Below are 24,298 nucleotides of genomic sequence, written 5' to 3'. Positions count from 1 at the left end.
CGGAATGTCCCTTTTTAAACACCTGCCAATAAGGGGCAAATTTACATGACGAGCATTTTGACCAACGTCGCGGCGATGGCCGCGCTCCAGACACTTCGCGGCATCAACACCGACCTGCAGGACACGCAGAGCCGAGTTTCTTCCGGCTACCGCGTCGCGACCGCTTCCGATAATGCCGCCTACTGGTCGATTGCGACCACCATGCGTTCCGACAACAGCGCATTGTCCGCCGTTTCCGATGCCCTCGGCCTCGGCGCCGCCAAGATTGATACCGCATACTCCGCCATGGACAGCGCCGTGGATGTCGTGACCGAAATCAAGGCCAAACTGGTCGCCGCCACGGAAAAGGGTGTCGACAAATCCAAGATCCAGGAAGAAATCGATCAGCTTCAGGATCAACTCCAGAGCATCTCGCAATCCGCATCCTTCTCCGGTGAAAACTGGCTGCAGGCCACCCTGGGCTCGTCCACGGCCTCGGTCCAGAAGAGCGTCGTCGGCTCCTTCGTGCGCGATGCCGCCGGCAATGTCTCGGTCAAGACCATCGACTACGATCTCGACTCCTCCACGGTCCTCTTCGACACCAGCACTGGCACGACCAAGTACGGCATTCTCGACAGCAACTCCAGCGTCTCGATTGCAGATCAGACGTTGGCAGATGTTTCGATTTCCTATCTTGCCACGGATGGTGTGACGCAAAAGACGTCGACCGCGACCGTCGCTACGGCAACCGGGACATGGCTCGTGGCCGAAGGCTACACTGTCAATACCGATACCAAGCTTGCGGATGACGGCGGCGGCAACACCTGGGTTATGCTCTCCGATGACGTTTGGGCAAAGGCAACGAACACCCCGGGCGACATCGACGCTGATGGCACCGCCGACCAGCAGGAGGTAGTTTCCGGCTGGTACGTCGACACCGCCAACACGGCAACAGCAGCTGGAGCGACGACCGCGACCTCTATCGACCTCGGCTTCTCGGTATCGACGCTCGACATCACCAAGCTGGCTGACGTAGGTTCCAAGGGCGGTATCACCAGCGACAATGCTCTCGGTAAGATGATTCAATATGTCGATACTCAGCTGAAGGCCATGACCAGTGCCGCATCGGCGCTCGGTTCGATCTCGACGCGCATCCAGCTTCAAGAGGACTTCGTCTCGGCCTTGACCGACTCGATCGACTCGGGTGTCGGTCGCCTCGTCGATGCCGACATGGAAGAGGAATCGAGCAAGCTCTCCGCTCTCCAGACGCAGCAGCAGCTTGCGATCCAGTCGCTGTCGATCGCGAACTCCAGCGCACAGAACATTCTGTCGCTCTTCCAGAACTAAGATCGAAGGCCATTCGAGAACCGCGTCCCCAAGGCGCGGTTCTTTTTATTTTGAGCAGCGCCAGCTTGCAGACCGGCCTCCAAATGCTCAACCTTTTCCGAACCTTGCCGGATATTCGAGATCTCCCGTTTAATGCTTGCGAAGCGCTTTGAGATTTTGTTAACCATCATGTTGCAGCCGATTTGCTGCGCGCGACACACCGGCTGCTTGAATTTGCCGGAGGCATGACGCCGAATGGTCGTAGCCGGTTCCGTGCCGGCCTGTCCTTTTTTCATTTATCGGGGACGCATAGATGACCACTTCGATTATGAATGCTGGAGCCTTGAAGGCGCTGATCGTTATGCGCGGGATCAACAAGGAAGCCGCAACGGTTCAACAGCAGATTTCGTCGACGAAACGCGTGGAAACCGCCGCCGATGGCGCATCCACCTGGTCCACGGCCACGATCCTGCGATCGGACAGCGCCAGCCTGACGACGATCGCGACCACGCTTGGCCTTGGAGCTTCCAAGGTCGACACGGCCTATACAGGCATGGACAATGTTATTGAACAACTCTCGCTGATTCAAAAGGCCCTTGTTGCCGCCAAGGAGCCGGGAGAGGATCTTGAAAAGATCAATGAAACGATATCCGGTTACAAGGATACGATTCAGACGATCGTGCAATCCTCCTCGTTTTCGGGCGAGAACTGGCTTCTCAACGAGGATGCCATTCTTCCGGCGCAACAGTCGGTCATCGGAGCATTTACCCGCGGCCCGAGCGGCGAAGTCTACACCGTGACCTTGGACTATCCGACATCGAGCTCGACGGTCATCGACACGGCCGATGCAAGCCGTGGTATCCTGACCAAGGATTACGATGCCAACCTCTCCAATCCGGATCCTGACGCGCCAACCACGGCCCGAAACTACTACCTCCTCGATGCAGGATCCACCACGCCCGCCACGGGCACAGAGATAGCATTGACATCCAGCACGACGAGCGACGAGATCAGCGACATGATCAGCGTCGTTCAGAACATGCTGACAAAGCTGACCAATTCGGGCGCGCAACTTGGGATAATGAAATCGCGGATCGATATCCAGACCGAATTCGCGAACAATCTGAGCGACTCCATCGACAAGAACGTCGCCAGCCTCGTTGAAACCGATATGGACGAGGCTTCGACACGGCAAAAGGCCCTTTCGACCATGCAGAGTATGGCGACGGAGGCCCTCAATATCTTGAATACGAGCGCAAGCAAGGTCTTGCTGTTGCTGCAATAGAAATGGAGCCGAAGGCATGAATATGCCTTCGCGGCTCTCCCCACAGCCACGAAACCGCCGACATTCATCTTCGCACAAGTTTGAATTTCTAATCTTTCCGCGATAGCCGCCCGTGGCCACATCGGGCGCAAAGACATTGCCATATCTCACCGCGTCACACGGATATCGGAAACGTAATGATTAGCGTTTTAGGAACGGAAATGAAATTCGGCTTGATCCGCAAGAATGGCGGCCGGCTGCATCCGAGGTGCGGCCGATGAGCGCCATGCTTGCCCGGTATCTCAAGGATTTCGGAGAGACAAAACCGGAAATATCGACTCCTTCACCGGAAATCTTCGAAGAGGATGGCGCGTTTGATTTCGGCGATATTTCGGAAGATCCGCCGGTCGACATAGAAGCGGAGCGGCGGGAGGCCTATGCGCAAGGCCACGCCGCCGCGGTTGAAGAGCTGTCGCAGAAGCATCAGACGGAAATCGAAGAACTTACGAGCGCTCACCGTCGGGAGATAGAGGCGCTTTCGCGGAAATATGAGACGGATACGGCGGCCCTGATCGCGGCGAAGGTCCGGGAGATCGCTTCTGCTGTCGCCGACACTGTCAGTTCGCAGGCAGCGGAGGCGATCGCTCCGGTTTTGACGGAGGCCCTGACGGAAACGGCCGTGGCAAATCTGGCACGATTGATCGAGGAAGCCGTTCTGGAAGGCTCGGCTGGTCCGATAACGGTCAGGGGCCCCCGATCTCTCTTCGATCTGCTCATCGGACAGCTTGGAGAGGACGCAGGGCTCCTGCGTCACATCGAGGCGGACGATCTCGACCTCTCCGTGGATATTGGTGATGCGGCTCTCGTTACGCGGATATCCGCGTGGGCTGTCAGCTTGAGGAAAGTGCTGGAATGAGCGAGAGCGAGAACCACCATCACGGCAAGAACGAGATCATTATCGTCAAGCGCCATGGCGGGGGCGACCATGACGGGGCGCATGGCGGCGCCTGGAAGATCGCCTATGCCGACTTCATGACTGCCATGATGGCCTTCTTCCTCGTGATGTGGCTGGTAAACGCCGCGAACGAGGAAACCAAGGCCTCGGTCGCGTCCTATTTCAACCCCATCAAACTGGCGGACGAAAAGCCGACCGAAAAGGGTCTCAAGAAACCGGTCGATCAGGCCGATGGCGAGGAGAAGCAGGAAAGATCGAAGCAGAAGCAGGAGGAACAAACCCAAGGAGCGTCTGCCGCCGACGGCGACGATGAGACATCGACCTCCGGCGACGAGACAAACTATTCCGAAGCGGATTTCTTCGAAAATCCCTACTCCGTTCTTGCAGAGATTGCGCAGGAGGTAGGTCAGCAGGCCAATGTGAGCGCTAAAGGCGAGGGCGGAGCCAGCGACTCCGGACCCGCAACCGGCGCCGATGGCGGTCAGGCCTATCGCGACCCCTTCGATCCCGACTTCTGGACAAAACAGGTGGAAGTCTCTTCCTCCCAGCAACAGAGCGAGCCCGTCAAGACCGACAAACCGTCTGAAGGTGAAGTCGTCGCGATGGCGAAGGCGGAGCAGGAAAATACGGATGAGGTGACGGAGAAGCCCGGTGTCGCCGCCGGAGAGCAGGCCAAGGGCGAAACCGGGCAGATCGCGAAGACAGGAGCCGAAACCTCGAAAGGCGAAGCAGGCAAGGCTTCGCAAGCCGAGCAGGCTGCGCACACGGGAAAGTCGGATAAGGAACCCGGACAGACGCCGGAAGTGGCTGCCCAACAGTTGCAAGACCAGATCGAAAAGGAGATCGGCGGCGTCGCCGGCAAGCTTGCAGAGGGCCTGGTTGTCACCCCGGCCGAAGGTGGGCTGCTGGTTAGCCTCTCGGACCAGAGCAATGATCCGATGTTTAACATCGGCTCCGCCGTCCCCCGTCGCGAGATGGTGCTCGTGATGGAGCAGATCGGCAAGGTTCTCGCCACCCGCCAGGGCGCCATTGTCATCCGTGGGCATACGGACGGGCGGCCGTTCATGAAGAAGGGCAAGAACGACAACTGGCGCCTTTCGCTCGATCGCGCTCAAAGCGCCTATTATATGCTCGTCCACGGCGGCCTGGATGAAAAACGGATATCGCAGGTTTCCGGCTTCGCCGACCGCCATCTCAAAATTCCCGACGATCCGTACAATGACGCCAACCGGCGTATCGAGATCCTGATACAGGCAGATCAAGGCTAGTCCCATGACGAGTCCGAAGCACCGCTATTGCCTCTTTTTTGCTCTGGGCCTTGCCATGCTCGCACCCGGAGCAGGCCGTGCCGAGGACGAGGAGAATCTTGCACCATACAAGATGCTGCGTTCGCTGCAGTTCGTGCAGGATTCGGTCGTGCTGGGCGACCACTCGGCGGCGGAGATGCAGCGTTTCATGCTGGCGACCATCGATAATCGATTCCGGACGGTCGACGCATCCGTCTTCGACGACAGCAGGAATGCCGATGCCGCCCTGATCTACGCTATGAGCGGCGGCAATCCCGACACTCTCGAATATCTCGTTTCCCGCGATGTGGACGGACACTTCGACAATCGCGTCTCCGACATCCTGCGCAAATATCTGAGCGGAAAGGGCCTTCTTGTCGTCAAGAGCCTTGCCGAAACTGCAGGTGAATATCGCGATCACAAGATCGGCCCCTATCTCGACCTGGTCAGCGGCAATGTGATGATTGCCAAGAACCCGGTGGAGGCGCTCAAGTTTTATGACTGGGCTCGGCTGTCCGCACCGGGCACGATTGTGGAAGAGGCGGCGCTTCGCCGCTCGGTCGCGATCACGACGGACGCGGGCATGGTCGACAAGGGGCTCGGCTATGCGCAACGCTATGCCCGGCGCTTCCTGCATTCACCCTATGCCAGCCAGTTTGCCGATCTCTTCGTGAAACTCGTGGTCGAGCACTACGGCGATGTCAAGCAAGAGGATGTCACGAATATCCTCTCCTTTATGGATGAGGCGAGGCGGCGTGAGGTCTATCTGCGTATTGCCCGAAGCGCGGCAATATTAGGGAAAACCGACCTGGCGAAACTTGCCGCCTCGAGGGCTCAGGCCTTGTCCGGCGAGGGCGACAGCGCCTTCGGAACGCTGGCCGGCTTCTATGGCAGCGTGGCGAACATCCCAACGTCCGAGGTCGGTGCTGCGGCAAAAAGCATAGACAGCGTCTCCGGTGACGAGCTGTCCACGCGCGATCAGGCCTTGCGGGCGGCAGCGAGGGCGGTTGCCGATGCCGTACTGCGTCCGCCGGATCCGAAAAGCCTCGCGCAAGGCTCCACTTCTAATCTTGCTAATGAAGCGAATTCTCCAATGCCGCAAAACGCGGAAACGGCCGAGTCGCCTCCTGTGGGAGAAGCATCCGGCACCGCGGCGGCCGAGGGCGAACGCCCCGGCAAAACGGACGAGAAATCGAAAGGAGATGGGCAGGATGCCGACTCTTCGTTCAATTCATTCATGACGACAAGCCGATCCAAGTTGGACGCGATCGACAGTCTGTTGAAGCAAGAAAGTGATTGATGATGGATATCGGCATCTCAGGCGCTGCTGGAGCAGACGCCGCCTATGCGTCAAATTCCGTCCGCTCCAACACCAGGGGCGATGACACAGACGGCAACGGCGGATTTCTCGATGTTTTGAACAAGGCCAAGGGCGACGAGACGAGGCCGGACGGAAATGACGATGGCTCCGCCGCGTCGAGTGATGCCGCGGGCGAAGAATTGGCTGCTCGCGAAGCGGCCGGCAAACGCGCCGCGCGGCCGCCCCTGATCGATATACAGAACACAGGGCCGAAAGCGGAGATAACTGACCATCTTCAGGGCTCGGTGCCGGACAAGACCACCGGCAAGAATGTGAAGGATACGGGCAAGTCGACCAAGGAGGCATCTCGGACGACAGGCCATGCGGACGATCCGAAGGCGGATGCCGGGGATGGCAAAAGCCTGGCAGCCTTGATCGGGGCCGTTACCGGCAATGGTGCTTCTGGAAATGATGACGTACCTGATGGCCGCTCGACTGAAGACGCGGCCACATCGGCCGACGATGGTCTCTCCAGCGTGTTGGCCATGCTTAAGGGCGCGGAAAACGCAGATGGTGCTCTCGCTGCCCAGGGTGCTGGCACCCGGCAGGATGACGTCAAGGCTGGTAACAAGCAGGAGGGGACGAAGGACAGCACCAGGACTGGACTTGCGGACCTGCGCACCGGCGACACGGAAATCTCCGATGATGTTTCAGTCCCGGGAACGGATAGCGATCCGACTACGGCCACATTCCGCCTGAGCCGCGCCGACGGGCGTGGTCAGTCCGTCGATATGTCCATCCATGGTCAGAAGGAAGAATCCGCGCAGTTCGACGTCAAGAGCACACAGAGCGGTCAGGCAGAGAATGTGACCGTGCTCGAATCCCGTCGCTATCTCGGTCTGGCGCAAGGCTCGAATTCGGCGGCGGTGGTGAGTGCGTTGGCCGGAGATTCGGAATGGGCGCAGGCGATGCAATCAAGCTCCGCTCTTTCCAACGCGGCAAGCTGGACAAGCACGGGCAAGGTCGTCAACACGCTGAAGATCCAGATGCATCCGGTTGAGCTCGGTCTGGTGACCGCCACACTGCGCCTGTCCGGCGAGGAACTCAGCGTCGATCTCAAAGTTGATAGTCCCGCCGCCTATCGCCAGCTCAAGGAAGATCACAGCCGTATTGCCGAAGCTTTGCGCAGCCAGGGCTATGCGGTCGACAGCGTCACAATCAGCATCGCGCCGGCTGCACGGTCCGATGCCGGCAATCAATCGAACTTTCAGGGCCAGTCATCCCATGAGCAGTCTCTGCCGAACCAGGGGCAGGGCGGCGAGGCGCAATCGCGCGGGCAGAACCAGGCAGAGCAGCGGACGGACAGAAATGAAGGCTTGCGCAACGCGAGTGACCTCGGCGTGGAGGAAAGCGTCTCTGGCAGCGCTGGCAGCAGCCGCCCTGGCCACGTTTACCTCTGAAGCGCGCGCCTCCTCCAGTGGCGCGTGCGAGCGTGAGATACAGTCGGCTGCGGCCAAATACGGCATTCCCGAGGGTATCCTCTATTCTGTCGGCCTGACCGAAACAGGCCGCAAGGGGTCGCTCTATCCCTACGCCCTGAATATCGAGGGAAAGGCCTTTTTTCCTTCCAGCGAGGAGGCTGCGCTTCGCCAGGTGGCTGCCGCCCGCCAGGGAGGTGCGAAGCTGATCGACATTGGTTGCATGCAGATCAACCAGTATTATCATGGCGAAAATTTCTCTTCGCTGCAGGAGATGTTCAACCCGCGGCGCAATGTGGAATACGCAGCGCTATTTCTTCGCAATCTTCACGATCAGCATGAGACATGGACAATGGCGGTAGCCAGATACCACGCCGGCCCCAATAATGACCCTGCCCAAAAACAATATGTGTGTCGTGTGATCGCCAACCTGGTGGCGACAGGGTACGGAAAATGGACAAAAAACGCGTCGAATTTTTGTCAAAATTAATTCAATCAGAAATAGAATATGGCGAAAATTTGCCATTTTGCCTCAATGTGGCATGAATCTTGGCAAAATTCGAAACGCAAGCCATTATTAAGTACCCGTTAACTTTTCCCCGATATTCTTGTATGCATATCGTGAAGGACATACTATATATAGATCAAATCGCAGCTAAAATCTTAATCAATTATTAATTCCTGCCACTCACTTTCCACAGTTGCCGCCGATTCGCGCGATTCGTACCCATACACCGTCGATGTACCACACTGATTCGGAGGCGGACGAATGATCGTCGTGGTTGATGAGCGCGAGCTCGTGAAGGATGGATATACTTCTCTTTTTGGCCGTGAAGGAATTCCCTCCACGGGCTTCGATCCAGTTGAATTTGGTGAATGGGTGCAGACGGCCGCGGATTCGGATATCGCGGCGGTTGAAGCCTTCCTGATCGGTCAGGGCCGACAGGCGTTCGAATTGCCGAGGGCGATCCGTGATCGCTCCCAGGCACCGGTGATCGCGGTCAGCGATCAGCCCTCGCTCGAAACGACGCTTGCGCTTTTCGACTGCGGCGTCGATGACGTCGTTCGCAAGCCGGTTCATCCGCGGGAAATCCTCGCCCGTGCGGCGGCAATCCGCCGTCGTCTCAAGGCCATCGCCAACTACACCGACATCGGTGCGATCCGGGTGTTCTCCGACGGACGCGATCCGGAGATAAACGGCGAGGTATTCGCGCTGCCACGGCGCGAACGGCGCATCCTGGAATATCTGATCGCCAATCGCGGGCGTCGTGTCACCAAGACCCAGATATTCAACGCCATTTACGGCATCTTCGATGAGGAAGTCGAAGAGAACGTCGTCGAAAGTCACATTTCGAAGCTGCGCAAGAAGCTTCGCAAGAAGCTCGGTTTCGACCCCGTCGATTCCAAGCGCTTCCTTGGCTACTGCATCGACTGGAATTGATTTTAGCCGGCCGTGGGGCCGGAGTTGGTCGATGCATTTGGTTCGGCCATTGGTCTTCCAGACAGCTTCACGCAAGGCCCAATGAATATTCTTTCGATAACACGGGAAATGAGGATTTCAGATGAGCATTTTCGGCAGCATGAAGACCGCGGTTTCTGGGATGAACGCCCAGGCGAACCGTCTCAGCACCGTCGCTGACAATATCGCGAACGTTAATACCGCAGGCTACAAGGCTGCCTCCACCAGCTTCTCCTCACTGGTTCTGCCCTCGACGGCAGGCAACTACAATTCCGGCGGCGTTCAGACATCGGTTCGCTATGCGGTTTCCCAGCAAGGCGATATCTCCTATACGACTTCCGGCTACGACCTTGCGATCTCGGGCGACGGCTTCTTTATCGTCCAGAGCGCCGCTGGCGTTCCGGTCCTGACCCGCGCCGGCGACTTCCAGCCGGATGACCAGGGAAATCTGGTGAACTCGGCTGGCTTTACCTTGATGGGCTATCCTTACAGTTCAGGCTCCCCTTCGGTGGTGGTCAATGGCTTCGAAGGCCTTGTGCCGGTCAATATCACGCAAAGCGGTCTGACTGCGATCGCGTCGACCGCAGGTGAGTTCAGCGGCAATCTCAAGGCGAGTTCCCCTGTCGTTACGACCGACTTGCCGAGCAGCAACACCGCGACGGTGACGTCGGACACCTGGAAGACTTCGATGGTCGGCTACGACAAGCTCGGCAATACGATCACTTACGACTTCTATTTCACCAAGACAGCCGCAGCGGACCCGGCGGCAACACCCCCAACGTCGGGCGAGTGGGAAGTTGCGGTCTTCCGGGCGTCCGACGCCGCAACCGGCGGAACAAGCTCTTTCCCATATGCAGACCCCCCGGGGATGGTTGCATCGGGCACGATGGTATTCGGCGATACCGGGCAGCTGCTCAGTGGCGGCTCGTTGACGATCGCCGACACCGAAAACAGTCTCTCTATCGATATGGACCTTTCCGGGTTCACGCAGCTCGGCGCCGCTTTCCAAGGAACGGGAACTCCGAACGGTCAGCCGGCGAGCCCGGTCACGGATGTCGCGATCGATGCGGACGGTACCGTCTACGCCAAGTACAAGGACGGCAGCACCAAGCCGCTTTACCGAATTCCGCTCGCCACGGTGGCAAGCCCCGATAAGCTGACGCTGATGAGCGGTAACGTCTACAGCGCCAACGGTCAGTCCGGCGTGACAGTCACCGGTTTCCCGCAGACCAACGGTCTCGGCGAAATCAAGGCGGGTGCGCTCGAAAGCTCGAACGTCGATCTCGCCGGCGAATTGACGGAGATGATCGAGTCCCAGCGCAGTTACACGGCGAACTCCAAGGTGTTCCAGACAGGCTCGGATATCATGGACGTTCTCGTCAATCTCAAGAGATAAAGTAAGGTTACGGGATCAGTCATGTCGCTTACGTCCGCCCTCAATACCGCGCAGAGCATATTCAACAATACCGGCACGCAGAGCAGCGTGGTATCGAACAATATCGCAAATGCCGGTAACTCGGATTATGTCCGGCGTCAGGCGATGATCACGACCTCGATGGACGGAGCCATCGTGACGAAAACGGCGAGGGCGCAGGAAGACGCCCTCTACCGCCAGCTTCTGAGAGCAAGCGCCCAGGATGCCGGGCAGCAGCGGCTTTACCAGGGGCTGGAAGACATCAAGGCGACAATCGGCGGCAACGACTACGAAACGGCTCCGTCGGAATACCTCGGAGTCCTGCAGGAAAAATTGCAGGCTTTCGCGACGTCGCCCTCGAGCATGACGGCAGCCCAGAGCGTCATCTCGGCGGCTCAGGACGTTGCCAACAATCTGAACAAATCGTCCGCGGCAATTCAGGATATTCGCGAGAGTGCGGATAAGGAAATCGCCACCACGGTCGATAAGCTGAATACGCTGCTTGCCCAATTCAAAACGGCCAATGACGCCGTAAAGAGCGCAACGGCAAACGGCGGCGATCCGAACAACGCCCTCGACCAGCGCGATGGCTTGCTCAAGCAGATTTCGCAGATCGTCGGTATCACCACGGTCACACGCGACAACAATGACGTCGCGATCTATACGACGGCAGGTGGAACGCCGCTTTTCGATGTCATTCCGCGCGACGTGACATTCGATGCAACGGACACCTATACTGCGACGACCGTCGGCAACGGTATCTATGTCGATGGCGTCAAGCTGGAGGCCGGCAAGGGCTCGACGACCACCGGCCAAGGCACGCTGCCGGCCCTTTTGCAGCTTCGCGACGATATCGCCCCAACCTATCAGAGCCAATTGGATGAAATCGCTCGCGGGCTGGTGACCATGTTCGCCGAGGACGGAAACGGCACGCCGCCGGACCCGACGCTCCCAGGCCTGTTCCAGTGGACGCAGACTGACGGGACGGCGGGCGGCATGCCCGGCACGACGCTCATTACCGGCATGGCTTCGACGATTACGGTCAGCGATGCCGTGATCACTTCCAAGGGCGGCGATCCGATGAAGCTGCGCGATGGAGCGATCAACGGTGCGACCTACGATCAGAACGCGAACGACGAGGAAGGATACTCGGCGCTTCTCGACAAGTACGCCACGTCCATGGACTCGCCCATTACCTTTGATGCCGCTGCCGGCGTTGATACGAGCTCGAGCATCCTTGAGTTCGCATCCAACTCGATCGGCTGGATCGAGGAATATCGCAGCAATGCGGCAACCTCTGCCGAAAACACTTCGGCGAGCCTGTCGCGCTCGGATGAGGCCTATTCCAACGAGACGGGCGTCAACCTCGACGAGGAATTGTCGCTCCTTCTCGATATCGAGCAGTCCTACAAGGCTGCGACCAAAATTTTGAGCGCGGTTGACGAGATGCTGAAATCACTTCTGGACATTGCGAGCTAAGACATGAAGTCATCATTTATTTCAAGTTCGGCACTTCAAAATGCAATGCTGCTGACGATCCGTCAGTCTCAGAACCAACTGATCAAGTCCACTCAGGAATCCGTGACCCAAACCTACGCCGACGTCGGTCTTTCGCTCGGCGGGTTTGCCGCCCGAAGTGTCGACTTCAACCGTGAGGTTTCACGCATAGAAGCGCTCAAGGACAGCAATTCGACCGTTTCGGGTCGGCTTGAATCGTCGCAGAACTCTCTGGATCTGATGGCCAAGGCCGCTCAGGACATGTTCGATAAGATCACCGCTCTGCGCGGCGGACAGGAGTCCGGCAGCATCGAGCTATCGATCGATTCCGCACAGGCGGGGTTGGCGAGCATGATCAATGCCGGCAATACCATGGTCAACGGCGAGTATCTTTTTGCCGGCATCAATACCGACGTGCAGCCGCTGACCGACCAGTCGTCGACTGTGATCCCAGACATCCAGACGGCCTTCCAGACCTATTGGAGCACGACGCTTGGCCACGCCTCCGCCAGTGAGGTAACGGGCAAGGAGATGGAGGACTTCATCACCGGGACGGTCGAGCCCATGTTCTCCGAGGCGAACTGGACCGACCCGACCACCGGCTGGTCCCAGGCTTCCAGCCAGAACATGACGAGCCGCATCAATAATTCCGAAGTGATCGAATCCTCCACCAATGCGAATACGGACGCCATGCGTTATTTCGCCCTGGCCTCCATGACGACAAGCGCGCTGCTGGACCAGGGACTCGGCGCCGACGCATTGAACGCGGTTTCCGATAAAGCGATCAGCTACAGCCGCCAGGCGATGGACGGGCTGACGAATGTCCAGGGTCAGCTCGGTCTTTCGCAGGAACGCGTCGAAAAGGCCGATGATGCTCTCGATGCGCAGAAGAACATCATACAGAACAAGATCGTCGATCTCGTTGGAGTCGATCAGAATGAAGCGGCGACGCAGGTAAAGACACTGCAGAACCAGTTGGAAACCGCTTACACCCTAGTTTCGAAAATCCAGCAGCTGAGCCTCGTAAATTACCTTTGATGATCAAAGGTGGGCAAAGACCAAGAAGGATGCATGAATGTATCAGTTCTCTTATTCCGAGGTCATGCAGGATGCGGTCGCGGATGCAAAGGAGCGCGAACGGCAGGTTCTGGATCGATCGATAGAATTGCTGTCGGTCGCGCGGGACAACGAAAAATACTCTCGGGAGGCTATCGAAGCATTGTTCTACACCCGTCGGGTCTGGATGAGCTTCATCGAAGACCTGAAGCATCCTGAAAATCAGCTCGACGTGGAACTGCGCGCCAATCTCATTTCGATTGCCATCTGGATATTGAAGGAATGCGACCGGATCAGACGTCGGCAATCCACCAATTACCAGGGCATTATAGACGTCACCACCATCATCAGGGATGGACTTAGATGAAAAGTACCTTACGTATTTCGCTTAAAGCCGGTGAGAAAATCTTCATAAACGGCGCCGTGCTACGAGTTGACCGGAAGGTCGCTTTGGAATTCCTGAACGACGTCACCTTCCTGCTCGAGAACCACGTTCTGCAGCCGGAAGGCGCCACGACACCGCTCCGTCAGCTTTATTTCATAGCACAGATGATCCTCATCAATCCTGAAGGCAAGGAACAGTCGACCGCGATGTTCCGCAAGTCGGTGGTCATGCTGCTGAGCTGCTTCAAGAATGAGGAAGTCCTGGCAGAGCTGAAGCGTATCGATGCGCTGGTCGCCAGCGGCCGCGCCTTCGAGGCGCTCAAGGCCATCCGCGGCCTTTACCCGATTGAGGACGGCATTCTGAACAACCAGGAAATGCCGCCTGCCACGATTGAGCAAATTCGCAAGGAGATTGCACCATGGCGGTAGATGGAGTTTCTTCGACAACCTCCAAAAATTCGAGCACGTCGAGTTCGAGTACGTCGAATGCGGCCAGCTCTGCCAGCCTCAATTATGATAACTTCCTGCAGCTTCTGATCGCCCAGATGAAGAACCAGGACCCGACCGACCCGATGGATGCGAGCGAGCAGATTGCACAGCTTGCGACCTTCTCCCAGGTCGAGCAGACCATCCAGACGAACTCGAAGCTCGACTCGCTTTTGACGAGCCAGAGCCTGACGCAGGCGAGCAGTTATATCGGCAAACAAATCACGAGTGCCGACGGCAAGGAGTCGGGTATCATCGCCTCCGTGAAAGTCTATTCAGACGGAATAATCGCCACGACCGAGGACGATAAAAAGATTCTGATCCAGGCAGGCGTCACCATCGGCACGCCGCCTGCGGACGATTCCGCCGACAGTGGCAGCGATAGCGAATCGGACGCCAGTTAGGCTATAGTGACCGGTACTAGAGCCGGATGATTTTGGGTCGGATCGACCTGAAATCCGAATCCGTCTCTCAATCAAAAAGTCAGTAGCGGGATGTCGCTCGAAAACCGCGCAGAGTTTTCGGCCTCCCGCTCTGGAGAGGGCCTCTGGCGATGAATGAAGCCGACGCACTAGACATTTTTCAGGCAGCTATATGGACGGTTCTGATCGCTTCAGGGCCGGCAGTTCTCGCCGCCATGGCTGTTGGTCTCATCATTGCCTTCATTCAGGCCCTTACCCAGGTCCAGGAAGTCACCTTGACCTTCGTGCCGAAGATTTTGGCTGTCTTCGTGACGATCGGGGTCACCGCGCCCTTCGTCGGCGCGCAGCTATCTCTTTTTACGAATCTGGTATTTTCGCGAATACAGTCCGGTTTTTGACCGGACGTCCGCCGGCTATAGTGATCGAAAAGACTTGGCGGTTCTCCTTTCCCTTTCATGGGCCACTTTCGCGCAAGCTTCACCGGTTAGCTATCGATTCGACTTGGGCAGTGCTTCCACTGCCTCCTCTCATGAAGAGACGGAATCGATATGGCACAACCACCTGCAATACCCCTTCCGAAAGTAAATCCAAGTGCGCGGGATATCGGCTTTGCCTTGGGCATCGTCGTCATTCTCTGCGTGCTGTTCCTGCCGATCCCGCCGTTTCTCATCGACATGGGACTGGCCTTTTCCATCGCCTTTTCGGTTCTGATCCTGATGGTGTCGCTGTGGATCCAGCGCCCGCTCGATTTCTCCTCCTTTCCGACGGTTCTGCTGATCGCGACGATGACGCGCCTGTCGCTGAACATCGCGACGACACGCGTCATTCTTTCCCATGGACATGAGGGACATGACGCTGCCGGTGGCGTGATCGCCGGCTTTGCCAGCCTGGTCATGTCGGGCGACTTCGTCATCGGTCTGATCGTCTTCATGATCCTGATCACCATCAACTTCATCGTCATTACCAAGGGTGCGACGCGTATCGCGGAAGTGGGTGCGCGTTTCACCCTGGACGCCATCCCCGGTAAGCAGATGTCGATCGACGCCGACCTATCGGCTGGTATCATCGACGAGAAGGAAGCGCAGCGCCGGCGCAAGGAACTGGAAGAAGAAAGCTCCTTCTTCGGTGCGATGGACGGTGCCTCGAAATTCGTGCGCGGTGACGCGGTCGCAGGCCTCATCATCACCGCCATCAACGTCTTCGGCGGTATCATCATCGGTTATTTCCGTCACGGCATGCCGATCGGCGAGGCCGCCGATGTTTTCGTGAAGCTGTCGGTTGGCGACGGTCTCGTTTCGCAGATGCCGGCGCTGATCGTTTCGCTCGCCGCAGGCCTTCTGGTATCGCGCGGCGGTACCTCCGGCTCGACCGACCAGGCCGTGGTCAACCAGTTGAGCGGCTATCCGCGCGCGCTTTCGGTATCGGCGGTTCTGATGGGCATTCTGGCGGTCATGCCTGGCTTGCCGACCATCCCGTTCCTGCTCCTCGGCGGCATCCTGGCCTTCGGAAGCTGGTTCATCCCCCGTCAGGTCGAAGCCGAGAACAGGCTTCGCCGTGAACAGGAGGAAAAGAAGGTCATCCAGTCGAAGGAACAGGAAAAGGACTCGGTCAAGTCGGTCCTGAAAACGTCCGAAATCGAACTCGCACTTGGCAAAATGGTATCGACACGGCTTCTCGGCGCCCATCAGGAGCTTGCCTTCCGCGTTGGCAAGATGCGCAAGAAGTTCGCGACGCAATACGGCTTCGTCGTCCCGGAAATCAAGGTGACGGACGACATCACCATAGCCGAAAAAGCCTACCATATCCGCATCCACGGCACGACGGTCGCTTCCAACAATCTTCGCGTCGGCGAGGTTCTTGTGGTCACCGGTTCCGGCCGCAGGCCGAGTGTGCCCGGGGATGAAATCCGCGAACCCGCCTTCGGCATGCCGGCGGTCTCGGTTCTGGAAACCTTCACGGAAGATCTCAAGCGCGAAGGCTTCCAGCCGATCGACAACGTCTCGGTCGTGCTCACCCATATGAGCGAGGTCATCCGCAACAATCTTCCGCAGCTTCTCTCCTATAAGGACGTCAAGACGCTCATCGAACGGCTCGACCCGGAATACAAGAAGCTTGCCGACGAGATCTGCTCCTCGCACATGTCCTATTCGGGCCTGCAGGCGGTGTTGAAATTGCTGCTGGCCGAGCGCGTCTCGATCCGCAACCTTCATCTCATCCTCGAAGCCGTGGCCGAACTTGCGCCACATGTGCGCAAGACCGAACAGATCGTCGAACATGTTCGTGTCCGCATGGCGCAGCAGCTCTGCGGCGACCTTGCAGACAACGGCGTCCTGCGCGTACTTCGACTCGGCAGCAAGTGGGATCTGGCTTTCCACCAGGCGCTCAAGCGTGATCCCAAGGGCGAGGTCATCGAATTCGACATCGATCCGCGCAGTCTTGAGGAGTTCAGCGAGCAGGCAACCCAAGTTATCCGTGAATTCATGGATCGCGGGCTACCCTTTGTCCTTGTCACGTCGCCTGAAACACGCTCCTATGTCCGCATGATCATCGAACGTTTGTTCGCGACGCTTCCGGTTCTGTCCCATGTGGAACTGGCCAAGGGCATCGAAATAAAGATTCTAGGCTCGATTTCATGATTTCAGATCCCCAGGGGACCATCCTCGCCCTGTTTCTTGCCTTCTGCCGAATCGGCGGCTGTGTGATGGTCCTTCCGGGTTTCTCTTCTTCCCGCATCCCGGTGCAGATTCGGTTCTTTGTCGCTCTGGCGATCTCCATGGCCATCCTGCCGATCCTGTGGGACACGATCTATCCACGCGCCTCGGCTGGCGGAGCCAGTTATATCGGCCTCATCTTCGCCGAAACGCTCGTCGGCCTTATGTACGGGATGCTTGCCCGGCTCTATACGCTGGGACTACAGTTCGCCGGAACCATTCTGTCGACGATGGTAGGCCTCTCTACGCCGGGCACCACGGATTTGTTCGAAGATACCTCCGAAACGGCGATGACCAACTTCATCACCTTCGCGGGCACGATGGTTCTCTTCATCCTGGACTTCCACCATATCGTGCTCCGCGCCCTCGTGGAGTCCTATGCGGTGATGCCGCTCGGAGCTGACATCCAGGCGCGGGGCAATCTGATTTCCATCACCGATACGCTGGAGACGACGAGCTATATCATGCTGCGCCTTGTCAGCCCGTTCATTCTCTACGGTTTGATGTTCAACATTTCGATCGGCTTCATCAACAAGCTGGCGCCGCAGATCCCGGTCTATTTCATTTCGACGCCTTACCTCGTCATGGGCGGATTGTTCATGTTCTATCTTTCGATAGCGGAACTGGTCAGCCAGTTCGCAGACTCCTTCAGCAACGTCTTCATCGGCAGGTAGAGCGGCATGAAGATCGACGCGGGAGGCCGGAATGGTTGAACGAAGCCGCTCCGAGAAATTGAAGCGCCTCGTCATGGTGCAGCGTCATCTGGAAAAGATGGCCGAAAACGACCTGGCGGAAACAACGCGGGCGCGCGAGGAAGTAAACCAATCCATCGAGCGCGTCATCGACGCGATCGGTTCGGTCGATCCGGTGCATCGCATATTCTCGCAGAACTATGCCGAACGTTTCGGCCGGCTGACACTCAAGGACCAGCAGTTGTCCGGCATGCAGAAGCTCCATGAGACGAGGGTGCTGCGGGAGCGCACCAAAGGAGATCGCCTCGAGGACAACATGAAGGACGCCCGGGAGTTGGAGCGGCGGGAGGCGGACGACAACGCCGTCTACGACATCATCGATCAGCAGTTTGCCACGCCAGCCTCCAGCAAGCTTCAAAAACCATAATCGCCGCGATTTTCAATGAAAGGAAAAAGACGTGGCGATTTCACCTCCAAGCGATTTGGTCCTGGATGTCGTAAAGGCCGCTGATCCGACCGAGGTCCAGGCGGCTCAGGAGAAGCTTAAGGCGAACCGGGCGGCATTTGCCGCCACCAGTCTTGCGGAGAACGGCAACGGCTTCGCCTCGACGGTCGACGTGCTCGACCGCACTGGCTCGAAATCGGCGCTGGATAGCGTGAAGAACCGCACGAAGAGCCAGGAAATCCCGCCAGCCTATCACAAGTTCGAGGCGATGGTCCTGCAGAACTTCGTCAAATCGATGCTACCGGACAGCGAGACGGTCTACGGCAAGGGTGCGACCGGAGAAATCTGGAAAGGGATGATGGCTGAGCAGCTCGGTAACGTACTCGCGCAAAACGGCGGTGTCGGTATTGCCGAACAGATGTATTCCGATGAGGTCAAGAAGGCCCAAAGCCGTGGAGCTCTTAACGCGTCCACGGACGAGAACGACCGAAAGATAGCTCTCAGCATGATTGAGAATTTCCAGCGCGAGACATTCGGTACGCCGACCGCGGATACGAAATCTTCGACGAATGCGTAAGAGGGAGGGAACGAAATGGAAATAATTTCTAATGACTACCGGATCAAATCCGTTCTCGGCCGCCTGGAAATGATCATCGACAACGAGAACGATCGCATTGGCCGGGATCCACAGTTCGATCTCAAGGTCTCGAATGCGCACAAGAGCCGTTGCCTGTATGAGCTCTCCATGCTCTTCCGGGATATGAAGCCGACCGATCTTGCGACTGCGCATATCGAGCAGCTGCACGGATTGAAGAAGAAGCTGGTTCTGAACGCCCGCCGCGTTGAGGCGCATCTCGAGGCAGTTCGCGCGGTCGCCGATCTGCTGAAGAATGCGGTGCAGGATGCTGATGCGGACGGCACCTATTCCCAAGAGCAATTCGTCGCGCGTGAAGCTTGATGGTTAAACTCGTCCTTACCGGCCTTTGGGTTTGCGCGGTCACGCTCGCCGCGGTCTATTTTTCGGTTCATCTGGCGACCGCTCCCGCAAGTGATCCAAATGCCGGGAAGGAGGCGACCACTGAACTCGTAAAAGGCGAAACCATAACGGTGCCTATCATCGGGAATGGAGAGGTTACGGGCTATTTCCTGGGCCGTGTCTCCTTCATGATGAACAAGGATTTGGTCAAGGATATCAAGCTTCCCTTGACCGAAATGACGACGGACGAGCTCTTCACGCTTCTCGTCGGCAACAAGATGATCGATATCGCCCACGTCTCTTCCTTCGATCTCGGTGCTTTTCGCGATCAGATCAAGAAGAACATGAATGAGCGATTGGGCGGCGATTATGTTGCCGACGTGCTGGTGGAACAACTCGACTATCTCTCCAAGGAGGAGGTTCGCGACACCAATTCCGGTGGAGCGAAGAAGACCGTGACCCCCGTAAGGATCGTGTCTGGAGGGGAGACGCAACCGGAAGCGGCTGGGGGGCATTAAGCCTCAAGCAGAAGAGGTTTCCAGAGCCGCCTTAATGCATGTCGCGCAAAAGTGTGCAGCGGTTTTGCGGCAACGACATGCATGAAAACAATAAGCTAAAGCCTATCGCGTGAATCTCTTTTCACGCGACAGGCTTTATTGACCAGCCCCTAACTAAAATGTGGAATACTTTCTGTAGCAAATATCTGTCGCGAAACTCCAACTTTTGCGAATGAGTTTCGCGACAAGCCATCCTCGTGGAAGGGCAGCACCGGCCTACAGTGGCTTTCGGAAGAACACGACGCGCTGCGTCTCCTCAAATCCTAAAGCGGCATGGAGCGCATGGCTGGCTGAATTCTCAAGCAGCGCGTCAGAGCCAAACTCAACACACCCAAGCGACTTCCCCCAATCGGCAACGGCATTGCAAAGCAATCGTGCGATACCCTTTCGCCTGTCAACGGGCCGAACATAAATCCCTTCGAGGAATAGAACGGGCGAGCTGCTGCATCCATTCACATAATCATGTCGCAAAGTGGCCTCAGCAAACCCGACAGCTTCATTCGCAGCATTTCGAGCGATGAACGCGACGGCTTCTCCACTTTCTGAAAGAAACGCTCGGCCCAACTCAGCTCGATGATCTTCAAGCGAGTGATGCGGCCACAGCGCAACGCGAAGCTGCGCCCATGGCTCAACATCTTTTATAGTCCCAATCTCAACAATCGATTCCATATTGCGGTCCCCCTCTTGTCGCAAAAAACCTCAATTAAAGCGATAGTTTTGCGACAGGTGAGTGCGCAGAATGTTTCACGAAGATATTTCCAGCAAGATAAACCGCCCCAAACACCCATGCCACAAGGGGATTCGGCACCAGTATCTACTTGGATTCCACATTTCGGTTAGGGCTGGGCTTTATTGAGGCGGCCTTTTATTTGTTGTCGTCATCGAGCATATCGAGGACGCGGCGTCGAAAATGGTTAAGAGACCGCTTCCATTGGCAGGAAAGTCCTACGGGTTTCCCTAAGCTTTATTTCGCATAGGCCTGATATAACCACCAATGTGGTCTTCTGGATGCCTGAGCGACGTGTGAATTCTTGCGATCGCGCCGAATGGACGAGGCAGTGCGGCTCGCGGCGCGGCTGTATTTCCTCGCGAACAGGCAATTGGAGGAGCCGCAATGCCTGCCAATTTTCAAAAAAGGCCGCGCGATGCGCGGCGGGTGTTCGGATCCGGTGGCGCATGAGGCGTTCGTTGGAGGAGTTGCGTATGAATTTGATTGCGGATTTTGCCGTGCATGCTTCCCGTCGGATGATCTTCGATGTGCCGGTCTGCGATCTCGGCTGGGAAGAAGCTCTGTCATTTATCGGTGCGCTCGCATGCGTGCCGGTTGGCCAGACCGTGATTTCATTCGTCAACGCGCACAACATGCTGCTTGCCACCAAAGACGCGGAATATGGCGATCTGCTCGCCCATAATCTGGTGCTCCCCGATGGCATCGGTCTCGATATCGCCTCCCGGGTTGCCCATGGATCGGCGTTCCCGGCCAATTTGAACGGTACGGATTTCGTGCCCGCTCTCCTCACTTATCTGGAGGCGCCGAGGCGTGTCGGCTTGATCGGCAGCCGGCCGGAGGTCCTGAAGGCAGCGGCCAGGAATTTTGCAGAGCATACGCCCTGGCATGAATTCATTCCCATCTCGGATGGCTATTTCGACAAGGACAAGAGCCGTACGGTCGTCAATGAGATCGCACGGCAGAAGCTTGATATTCTGATTGTCGGCATGGGTACGCCCCTGCAGGAAAAATGGGTCTGCAAAAACATAGACGCCAGCCATGCGCGCCTGGTTCTGACCGTCGGTGCATTGTTCGATTTTGTCTCTGGCAGCGTACCGCGTGCGCCCAAGATCGTTCGCGCCCTGCGCCTCGAATGGGCCTATCGCCTTGTCCAGGAACCCTCGCGTCTCTGGCGGCGTTATATCCTGGGCATTCCGGCATTTCTTTTTCAGGTGCTGCGCTATCGCGTCGTAGCGCGCAAGCTGCTGCCGAGCCGCTCGGAAGCGCTTTCTCTGCCGGCACCTGCGCCCCGTAAACAGGACCAACCGACCAGGTGAGCGCCACGTTAACGATTTGTTTGCCATAAAAATTTAGACTGGATTTATTTTCCGGAACCCAGTCGTCGCCGGCAATGTGCCATGACGATACTGCTGTTGCAGAAGCGCGGCCAGATCCATGTACGACGTCAATGCTCGAAGGATGATCGACCTTCACAATGGGACTGTCGTCAGGCAGGCCTATCCGAAGGATGATCCGGCTACGCTAAGCCGGACATCTCCGGAGGCTCGGCTGCTGAAAGCACTTCAGAGAGCGCTCGAGAGCGAGCCGCCCGTGCCACTGCAGCATGCCGATATGTCGGAAAAAGTGCCGCCTTTGGCGGCGCGCATCCTCGGAATCCTTCAGCGGGAACATTCCGCAGATCCGATGTATCAATCTTCGTCGGATGAGGCCGCAATTCCTCCAAAAGAAGAATGGCCGAAGGAAGGACGGCAGGAGATCGAAAGCGTTCAGGCGGTCGCCGACCATTCCGAGCACAATTGGCTTGGAACGGAGCCTCGTCCGGCACGTTCGCCTTTCCTGCCCGCGCTCAGATCACTCGTGATAATAGTGTCTTTGACGATCGCAGGGCTCACCGCGGGCGTGCTCCTATCGGCGCCGTCATTGCATTATACCTCTAAGGTCAGCATCTCCGCGCAGCAGGGAACCGGGATGCGGGCGCCGTCGCTGCAGGCGAGTTTGCGAAAGCTCGAATCTGGAGCCCTTCTTTCGGCGGCCGTTGTTGCGCTCAAGCTCGACCGCGACCCGGATTTCACAGGCGGCAAGGCAACGCCATGGAATGTCGTGATGGATCTGCTTTGGGCGTATGGTGGCGCCTCCGATCCGGCGTCGCGGGCCGAGGCGGCTCTGAGGGAGGCCGTCAAGGCTGCGGTGGACGATCCGTCCGGTAGGATAGTCCTCGCCGTCACCACCTCTGATGCTCGCAAATCCAGAACGATTGCCGAATATCTGGCGGATGCGGTGATCAAGGATGCCCCTCTTGCAAAAGCCGGCGTCGACAAGGTGCAGTCGTTGCGCGACGCCTTCGAGAAAGCGCAAACTGACCTTGCGGAATTCCGCAAGCACAGCGGTGGCGACAAGATCAAGGCAGCACTCGATCTCGAACAGCAGGAACGCGAACTGGATACCGAGCTGGCTGCCGCCGATAACGCGCTTCAGCTCGCGCGAGAAAAAGCCGAGGCTGTCAAATCGGCAAAATTGACTGATGTCCTGAATGGCACTCTGCCGCCCGATCTCATGTCGAGCGCACTCCAGGGGTTGCGCGACAGGTACGTGGCTGCGAAAGCAGCCCTTATCCAATTGTCGACAGACCTCGGTCCCCGCCATCCGCGCATGCTCGCCCAGCAGGTCGTCGTGGATGATTTGCGCGCGGATATTGAGAAAGAGATACGAAGGCTGGCGGAAGCGGGCGAGGCCGATCTGAAGGCGGCGACCGGCAGACAGAACGAGCTTGCGGCCAGACGGGTTGACCTTGGCGGGCAGGCGGGAAAGGTCGGTGTGGATATGGCACAGCTCCGCCAGCTTGAGGATCGGGCGCAGGCCGCCCGCGCGCGGCTCGATGAGGCCCTGCAGCAAACGGGCCGGAATGATGTGAAGACGATTCCCACCCTGACGGCTTCATCGGCAAGCCCGGCAGCAGCCGTGGAAAGAGGCAAGATTGCTCCTTATGCCGCAGGTGGTCTCGCTGGCTTTGAGATTGGACTTGGCCTTGTCCTGCTGCGGAGGCTCTTCCGGTCGCATCACGAACCGGAAGTTTCCGAGACGGAACCGGCCATATTATCCCGAGCCGCGGATGTGCCATCCGATCCGCTTGCTGCCCTTGATCGCGAGCTCAAAAATGTCGAACTGGACATACGGCCATCGACTGCGCGGCAGGAAAATATCGAGCTTCTGCGTCGGGAGATGGCGCTGCTTCGAATGAAGATGCACTCCTATGCCGAGCGGCGAGAGGGCAATGCGGCCTGACCCTGCGTCCTTCCGTCGAACGATGCTTGTCGAATTCTCCTTGCAATACCGCTTTTAGACAGGATAGGGCGTTGTCAGGCAAACTTGATGCGCGCTCGGCTTATAAGTTCGGCGCGATTGAAAGCGGGAGAAGCGCGTGGCGGAAGTTATCGACGGCAAGGCGGTAGCCGCATCGGTCATCGAGACGGTCAAGTCGGCAACGGCGAAGCTGGAGAGGGAAACCGGCGTGCGGACAGGACTGGCGGTGGTGATCGTCGGCGACGATCCGGCCAGCCACACCTATGTCGGCGCCAAGAGCCGCATGGCCAAGGAATGCGGCTTCAACTCGATCCAGCACACGCTGCCGGCCGAGACCAGCCAGGAAGAGCTCGCCGCCCTCGTCGCATCACTCAACGCCGATCCCGCTGTGCACGGCATCCTCGTGCAGCTGCCGCTGCCGAAGCACCTGAATGCCGAACCGATCATCCAGGCGATCCTGCCGGAAAAGGACGTCGACGGCCTCAATGTCGTCAATGCCGGCAAGCTTGCCACCGGCGATCTCGCCACCGGCCTGATCTCCTGCACGCCGGCCGGCGCCATGGTCTTCGTGCGGCGCACCC

Annotated in this window: 26 protein-coding genes; 24 read left to right on the top strand and 2 right to left on the bottom strand. The window is 57.8% G+C overall.

Annotation, left to right across the window (positions count from 1 at the left end; translation table 11 throughout):
• Positions 1 to 45: 45 nt before the first annotated feature.
• Positions 46 to 1,326, top strand: a complete 1,281-nt coding sequence (locus AAE029_RS35490) for a flagellin (RefSeq protein ID WP_371077637.1) — start codon at positions 46 to 48, stop codon at positions 1,324 to 1,326.
• On the opposite strand, the gene AAE029_RS35485 is transcribed toward AAE029_RS35490, so the two are convergent.
• Positions 1,323 to 1,601: a hypothetical protein gene (locus AAE029_RS35485; protein ID WP_371077636.1), complete on the bottom strand. Its 279-nt coding sequence runs from the start codon at positions 1,599 to 1,601 to the stop codon at positions 1,323 to 1,325. The genes AAE029_RS35490 and AAE029_RS35485 overlap by 4 nt on opposite strands.
• A gap of 17 nt (positions 1,602 to 1,618) precedes the next feature.
• Between AAE029_RS35485 and AAE029_RS35480 the strand changes: the two genes are divergently transcribed.
• From AAE029_RS35480 to AAE029_RS35385, 20 genes are all read left to right on the top strand, one after another.
• Entirely contained in the window at positions 1,619 to 2,590 is a 972-nt protein-coding gene (locus AAE029_RS35480) for a flagellin (protein ID WP_371077635.1), read from the top strand.
• 256 nt (positions 2,591 to 2,846) lie between these two features.
• Positions 2,847 to 3,485, top strand: a complete 639-nt coding sequence (locus AAE029_RS35475; protein WP_371077634.1) for a hypothetical protein — start codon at positions 2,847 to 2,849, stop codon at positions 3,483 to 3,485.
• On the top strand, positions 3,482 to 4,792 hold the full coding sequence (locus AAE029_RS35470; protein WP_371077633.1) for a MotB family protein: 1,311 nt from the start codon (positions 3,482 to 3,484) through the stop codon (positions 4,790 to 4,792). Before AAE029_RS35475 ends, AAE029_RS35470 begins: the two co-directional genes overlap by 4 nt.
• A gap of 4 nt (positions 4,793 to 4,796) precedes the next feature.
• Positions 4,797 to 6,110, top strand: a complete 1,314-nt coding sequence (motC, locus tag AAE029_RS35465; RefSeq protein ID WP_371077632.1) for a chemotaxis protein MotC — start codon at positions 4,797 to 4,799, stop codon at positions 6,108 to 6,110.
• A complete protein-coding gene (locus tag AAE029_RS35460) occupies positions 6,110 to 7,570 on the top strand; it encodes a flagellar hook-length control protein FliK (protein WP_371077631.1) in 1,461 nt (486 codons plus the stop codon). Before motC ends, AAE029_RS35460 begins: the two co-directional genes overlap by 1 nt.
• Positions 7,500 to 8,078, top strand: coding sequence for a transglycosylase SLT domain-containing protein (locus tag AAE029_RS35455; protein ID WP_371077630.1), 579 nt, complete (start codon positions 7,500 to 7,502; stop codon positions 8,076 to 8,078). Before AAE029_RS35460 ends, AAE029_RS35455 begins: the two co-directional genes overlap by 71 nt.
• Before the next feature lie 279 nt (positions 8,079 to 8,357).
• The gene (rem, locus tag AAE029_RS35450; protein ID WP_371077629.1) at positions 8,358 to 9,029 is read left to right on the top strand and encodes a transcriptional activator Rem; all 672 of its coding nucleotides are present in this window, start codon (positions 8,358 to 8,360) and stop codon (positions 9,027 to 9,029) included.
• A 121-nt stretch (positions 9,030 to 9,150) separates the two neighbouring features.
• Positions 9,151 to 10,443, top strand: coding sequence for a flagellar hook protein FlgE (locus tag AAE029_RS35445; protein WP_371077628.1), 1,293 nt, complete (start codon positions 9,151 to 9,153; stop codon positions 10,441 to 10,443).
• A gap of 21 nt (positions 10,444 to 10,464) precedes the next feature.
• Positions 10,465 to 11,940: a flagellar hook-associated protein FlgK gene (gene flgK, locus AAE029_RS35440; RefSeq protein ID WP_371077627.1), complete on the top strand. Its 1,476-nt coding sequence runs from the start codon at positions 10,465 to 10,467 to the stop codon at positions 11,938 to 11,940.
• A 3-nt stretch (positions 11,941 to 11,943) separates the two neighbouring features.
• Positions 11,944 to 12,996, top strand: coding sequence for a flagellar hook-associated family protein (locus AAE029_RS35435; protein WP_371077626.1), 1,053 nt, complete (start codon positions 11,944 to 11,946; stop codon positions 12,994 to 12,996).
• Between the two features lie 37 nt (positions 12,997 to 13,033).
• Positions 13,034 to 13,381 (top strand): flagellar biosynthesis regulator FlaF, encoded by a 348-nt coding sequence (flaF, locus tag AAE029_RS35430; protein WP_371077625.1) that lies wholly within the window; start codon positions 13,034 to 13,036, stop codon positions 13,379 to 13,381.
• Entirely contained in the window at positions 13,378 to 13,827 is a 450-nt protein-coding gene (gene flbT / locus AAE029_RS35425) for a flagellar biosynthesis repressor FlbT (RefSeq protein WP_371077624.1), read from the top strand. Before flaF ends, flbT begins: the two co-directional genes overlap by 4 nt.
• Complete coding sequence (gene flgD / locus AAE029_RS35420; protein WP_371077623.1) at positions 13,818 to 14,288, top strand: flagellar hook assembly protein FlgD; 471 nt, start codon at positions 13,818 to 13,820, stop codon at positions 14,286 to 14,288. The genes flbT and flgD overlap by 10 nt, the downstream gene beginning before the upstream one ends.
• A 149-nt stretch (positions 14,289 to 14,437) precedes the next feature.
• The gene (fliQ, locus tag AAE029_RS35415) at positions 14,438 to 14,704 is read left to right on the top strand and encodes a flagellar biosynthesis protein FliQ (protein ID WP_371077622.1); all 267 of its coding nucleotides are present in this window, start codon (positions 14,438 to 14,440) and stop codon (positions 14,702 to 14,704) included.
• A gap of 150 nt (positions 14,705 to 14,854) precedes the next feature.
• Complete coding sequence (gene flhA, locus AAE029_RS35410; RefSeq protein ID WP_371077621.1) at positions 14,855 to 16,942, top strand: flagellar biosynthesis protein FlhA; 2,088 nt, start codon at positions 14,855 to 14,857, stop codon at positions 16,940 to 16,942.
• A complete protein-coding gene (fliR, locus tag AAE029_RS35405; protein WP_371077620.1) occupies positions 16,939 to 17,691 on the top strand; it encodes a flagellar biosynthetic protein FliR in 753 nt (250 codons plus the stop codon). The genes flhA and fliR overlap by 4 nt, the downstream gene beginning before the upstream one ends.
• Positions 17,692 to 17,722: 31 nt before the next feature.
• Positions 17,723 to 18,136, top strand: coding sequence for a hypothetical protein (locus AAE029_RS35400; protein ID WP_371077619.1), 414 nt, complete (start codon positions 17,723 to 17,725; stop codon positions 18,134 to 18,136).
• Positions 18,137 to 18,167: 31 nt separating this feature from the next.
• Positions 18,168 to 18,731 (top strand): rod-binding protein, encoded by a 564-nt coding sequence (locus tag AAE029_RS35395; protein ID WP_371077618.1) that lies wholly within the window; start codon positions 18,168 to 18,170, stop codon positions 18,729 to 18,731.
• A gap of 15 nt (positions 18,732 to 18,746) precedes the next feature.
• Positions 18,747 to 19,112, top strand: coding sequence for a hypothetical protein (locus tag AAE029_RS35390; protein ID WP_371077617.1), 366 nt, complete (start codon positions 18,747 to 18,749; stop codon positions 19,110 to 19,112).
• The gene (locus AAE029_RS35385) at positions 19,112 to 19,648 is read left to right on the top strand and encodes a hypothetical protein (RefSeq protein ID WP_371077616.1); all 537 of its coding nucleotides are present in this window, start codon (positions 19,112 to 19,114) and stop codon (positions 19,646 to 19,648) included. The genes AAE029_RS35390 and AAE029_RS35385 overlap by 1 nt, the downstream gene beginning before the upstream one ends.
• A gap of 255 nt (positions 19,649 to 19,903) precedes the next feature.
• On the opposite strand, the gene aac(6') is transcribed toward AAE029_RS35385, so the two are convergent.
• Positions 19,904 to 20,356, bottom strand: coding sequence for an aminoglycoside 6'-N-acetyltransferase (gene aac(6'), locus AAE029_RS35380; protein ID WP_371077615.1), 453 nt, complete (start codon positions 20,354 to 20,356; stop codon positions 19,904 to 19,906).
• 534 nt (positions 20,357 to 20,890) lie between these two features.
• On the opposite strand from aac(6'), the gene AAE029_RS35375 reads away from it, so the two are divergent.
• The 3 genes from AAE029_RS35375 to AAE029_RS35365 all read left to right on the top strand — a co-directional run.
• Complete coding sequence (locus AAE029_RS35375) at positions 20,891 to 21,733, top strand: WecB/TagA/CpsF family glycosyltransferase (protein WP_371077614.1); 843 nt, start codon at positions 20,891 to 20,893, stop codon at positions 21,731 to 21,733.
• 118 nt (positions 21,734 to 21,851) lie between these two features.
• A complete protein-coding gene (locus AAE029_RS35370; RefSeq protein ID WP_371077613.1) occupies positions 21,852 to 23,699 on the top strand; it encodes a hypothetical protein in 1,848 nt (615 codons plus the stop codon).
• Between the two features lie 136 nt (positions 23,700 to 23,835).
• A partial coding sequence (locus AAE029_RS35365; protein ID WP_371077612.1) for a tetrahydrofolate dehydrogenase/cyclohydrolase catalytic domain-containing protein occupies positions 23,836 to 24,298 on the top strand: 463 nt, incomplete at its 3' end.

Origin of the sequence: Sinorhizobium sp. CB7 (assembly GCF_041357635.1) — a bacterium.
GTDB lineage: Bacteria > Pseudomonadota > Alphaproteobacteria > Rhizobiales > Rhizobiaceae > Rhizobium.
The sequence above is the reverse complement of the archived record's forward strand: the minus strand, read 5'-3'. Positions and strand labels throughout refer to the sequence as shown.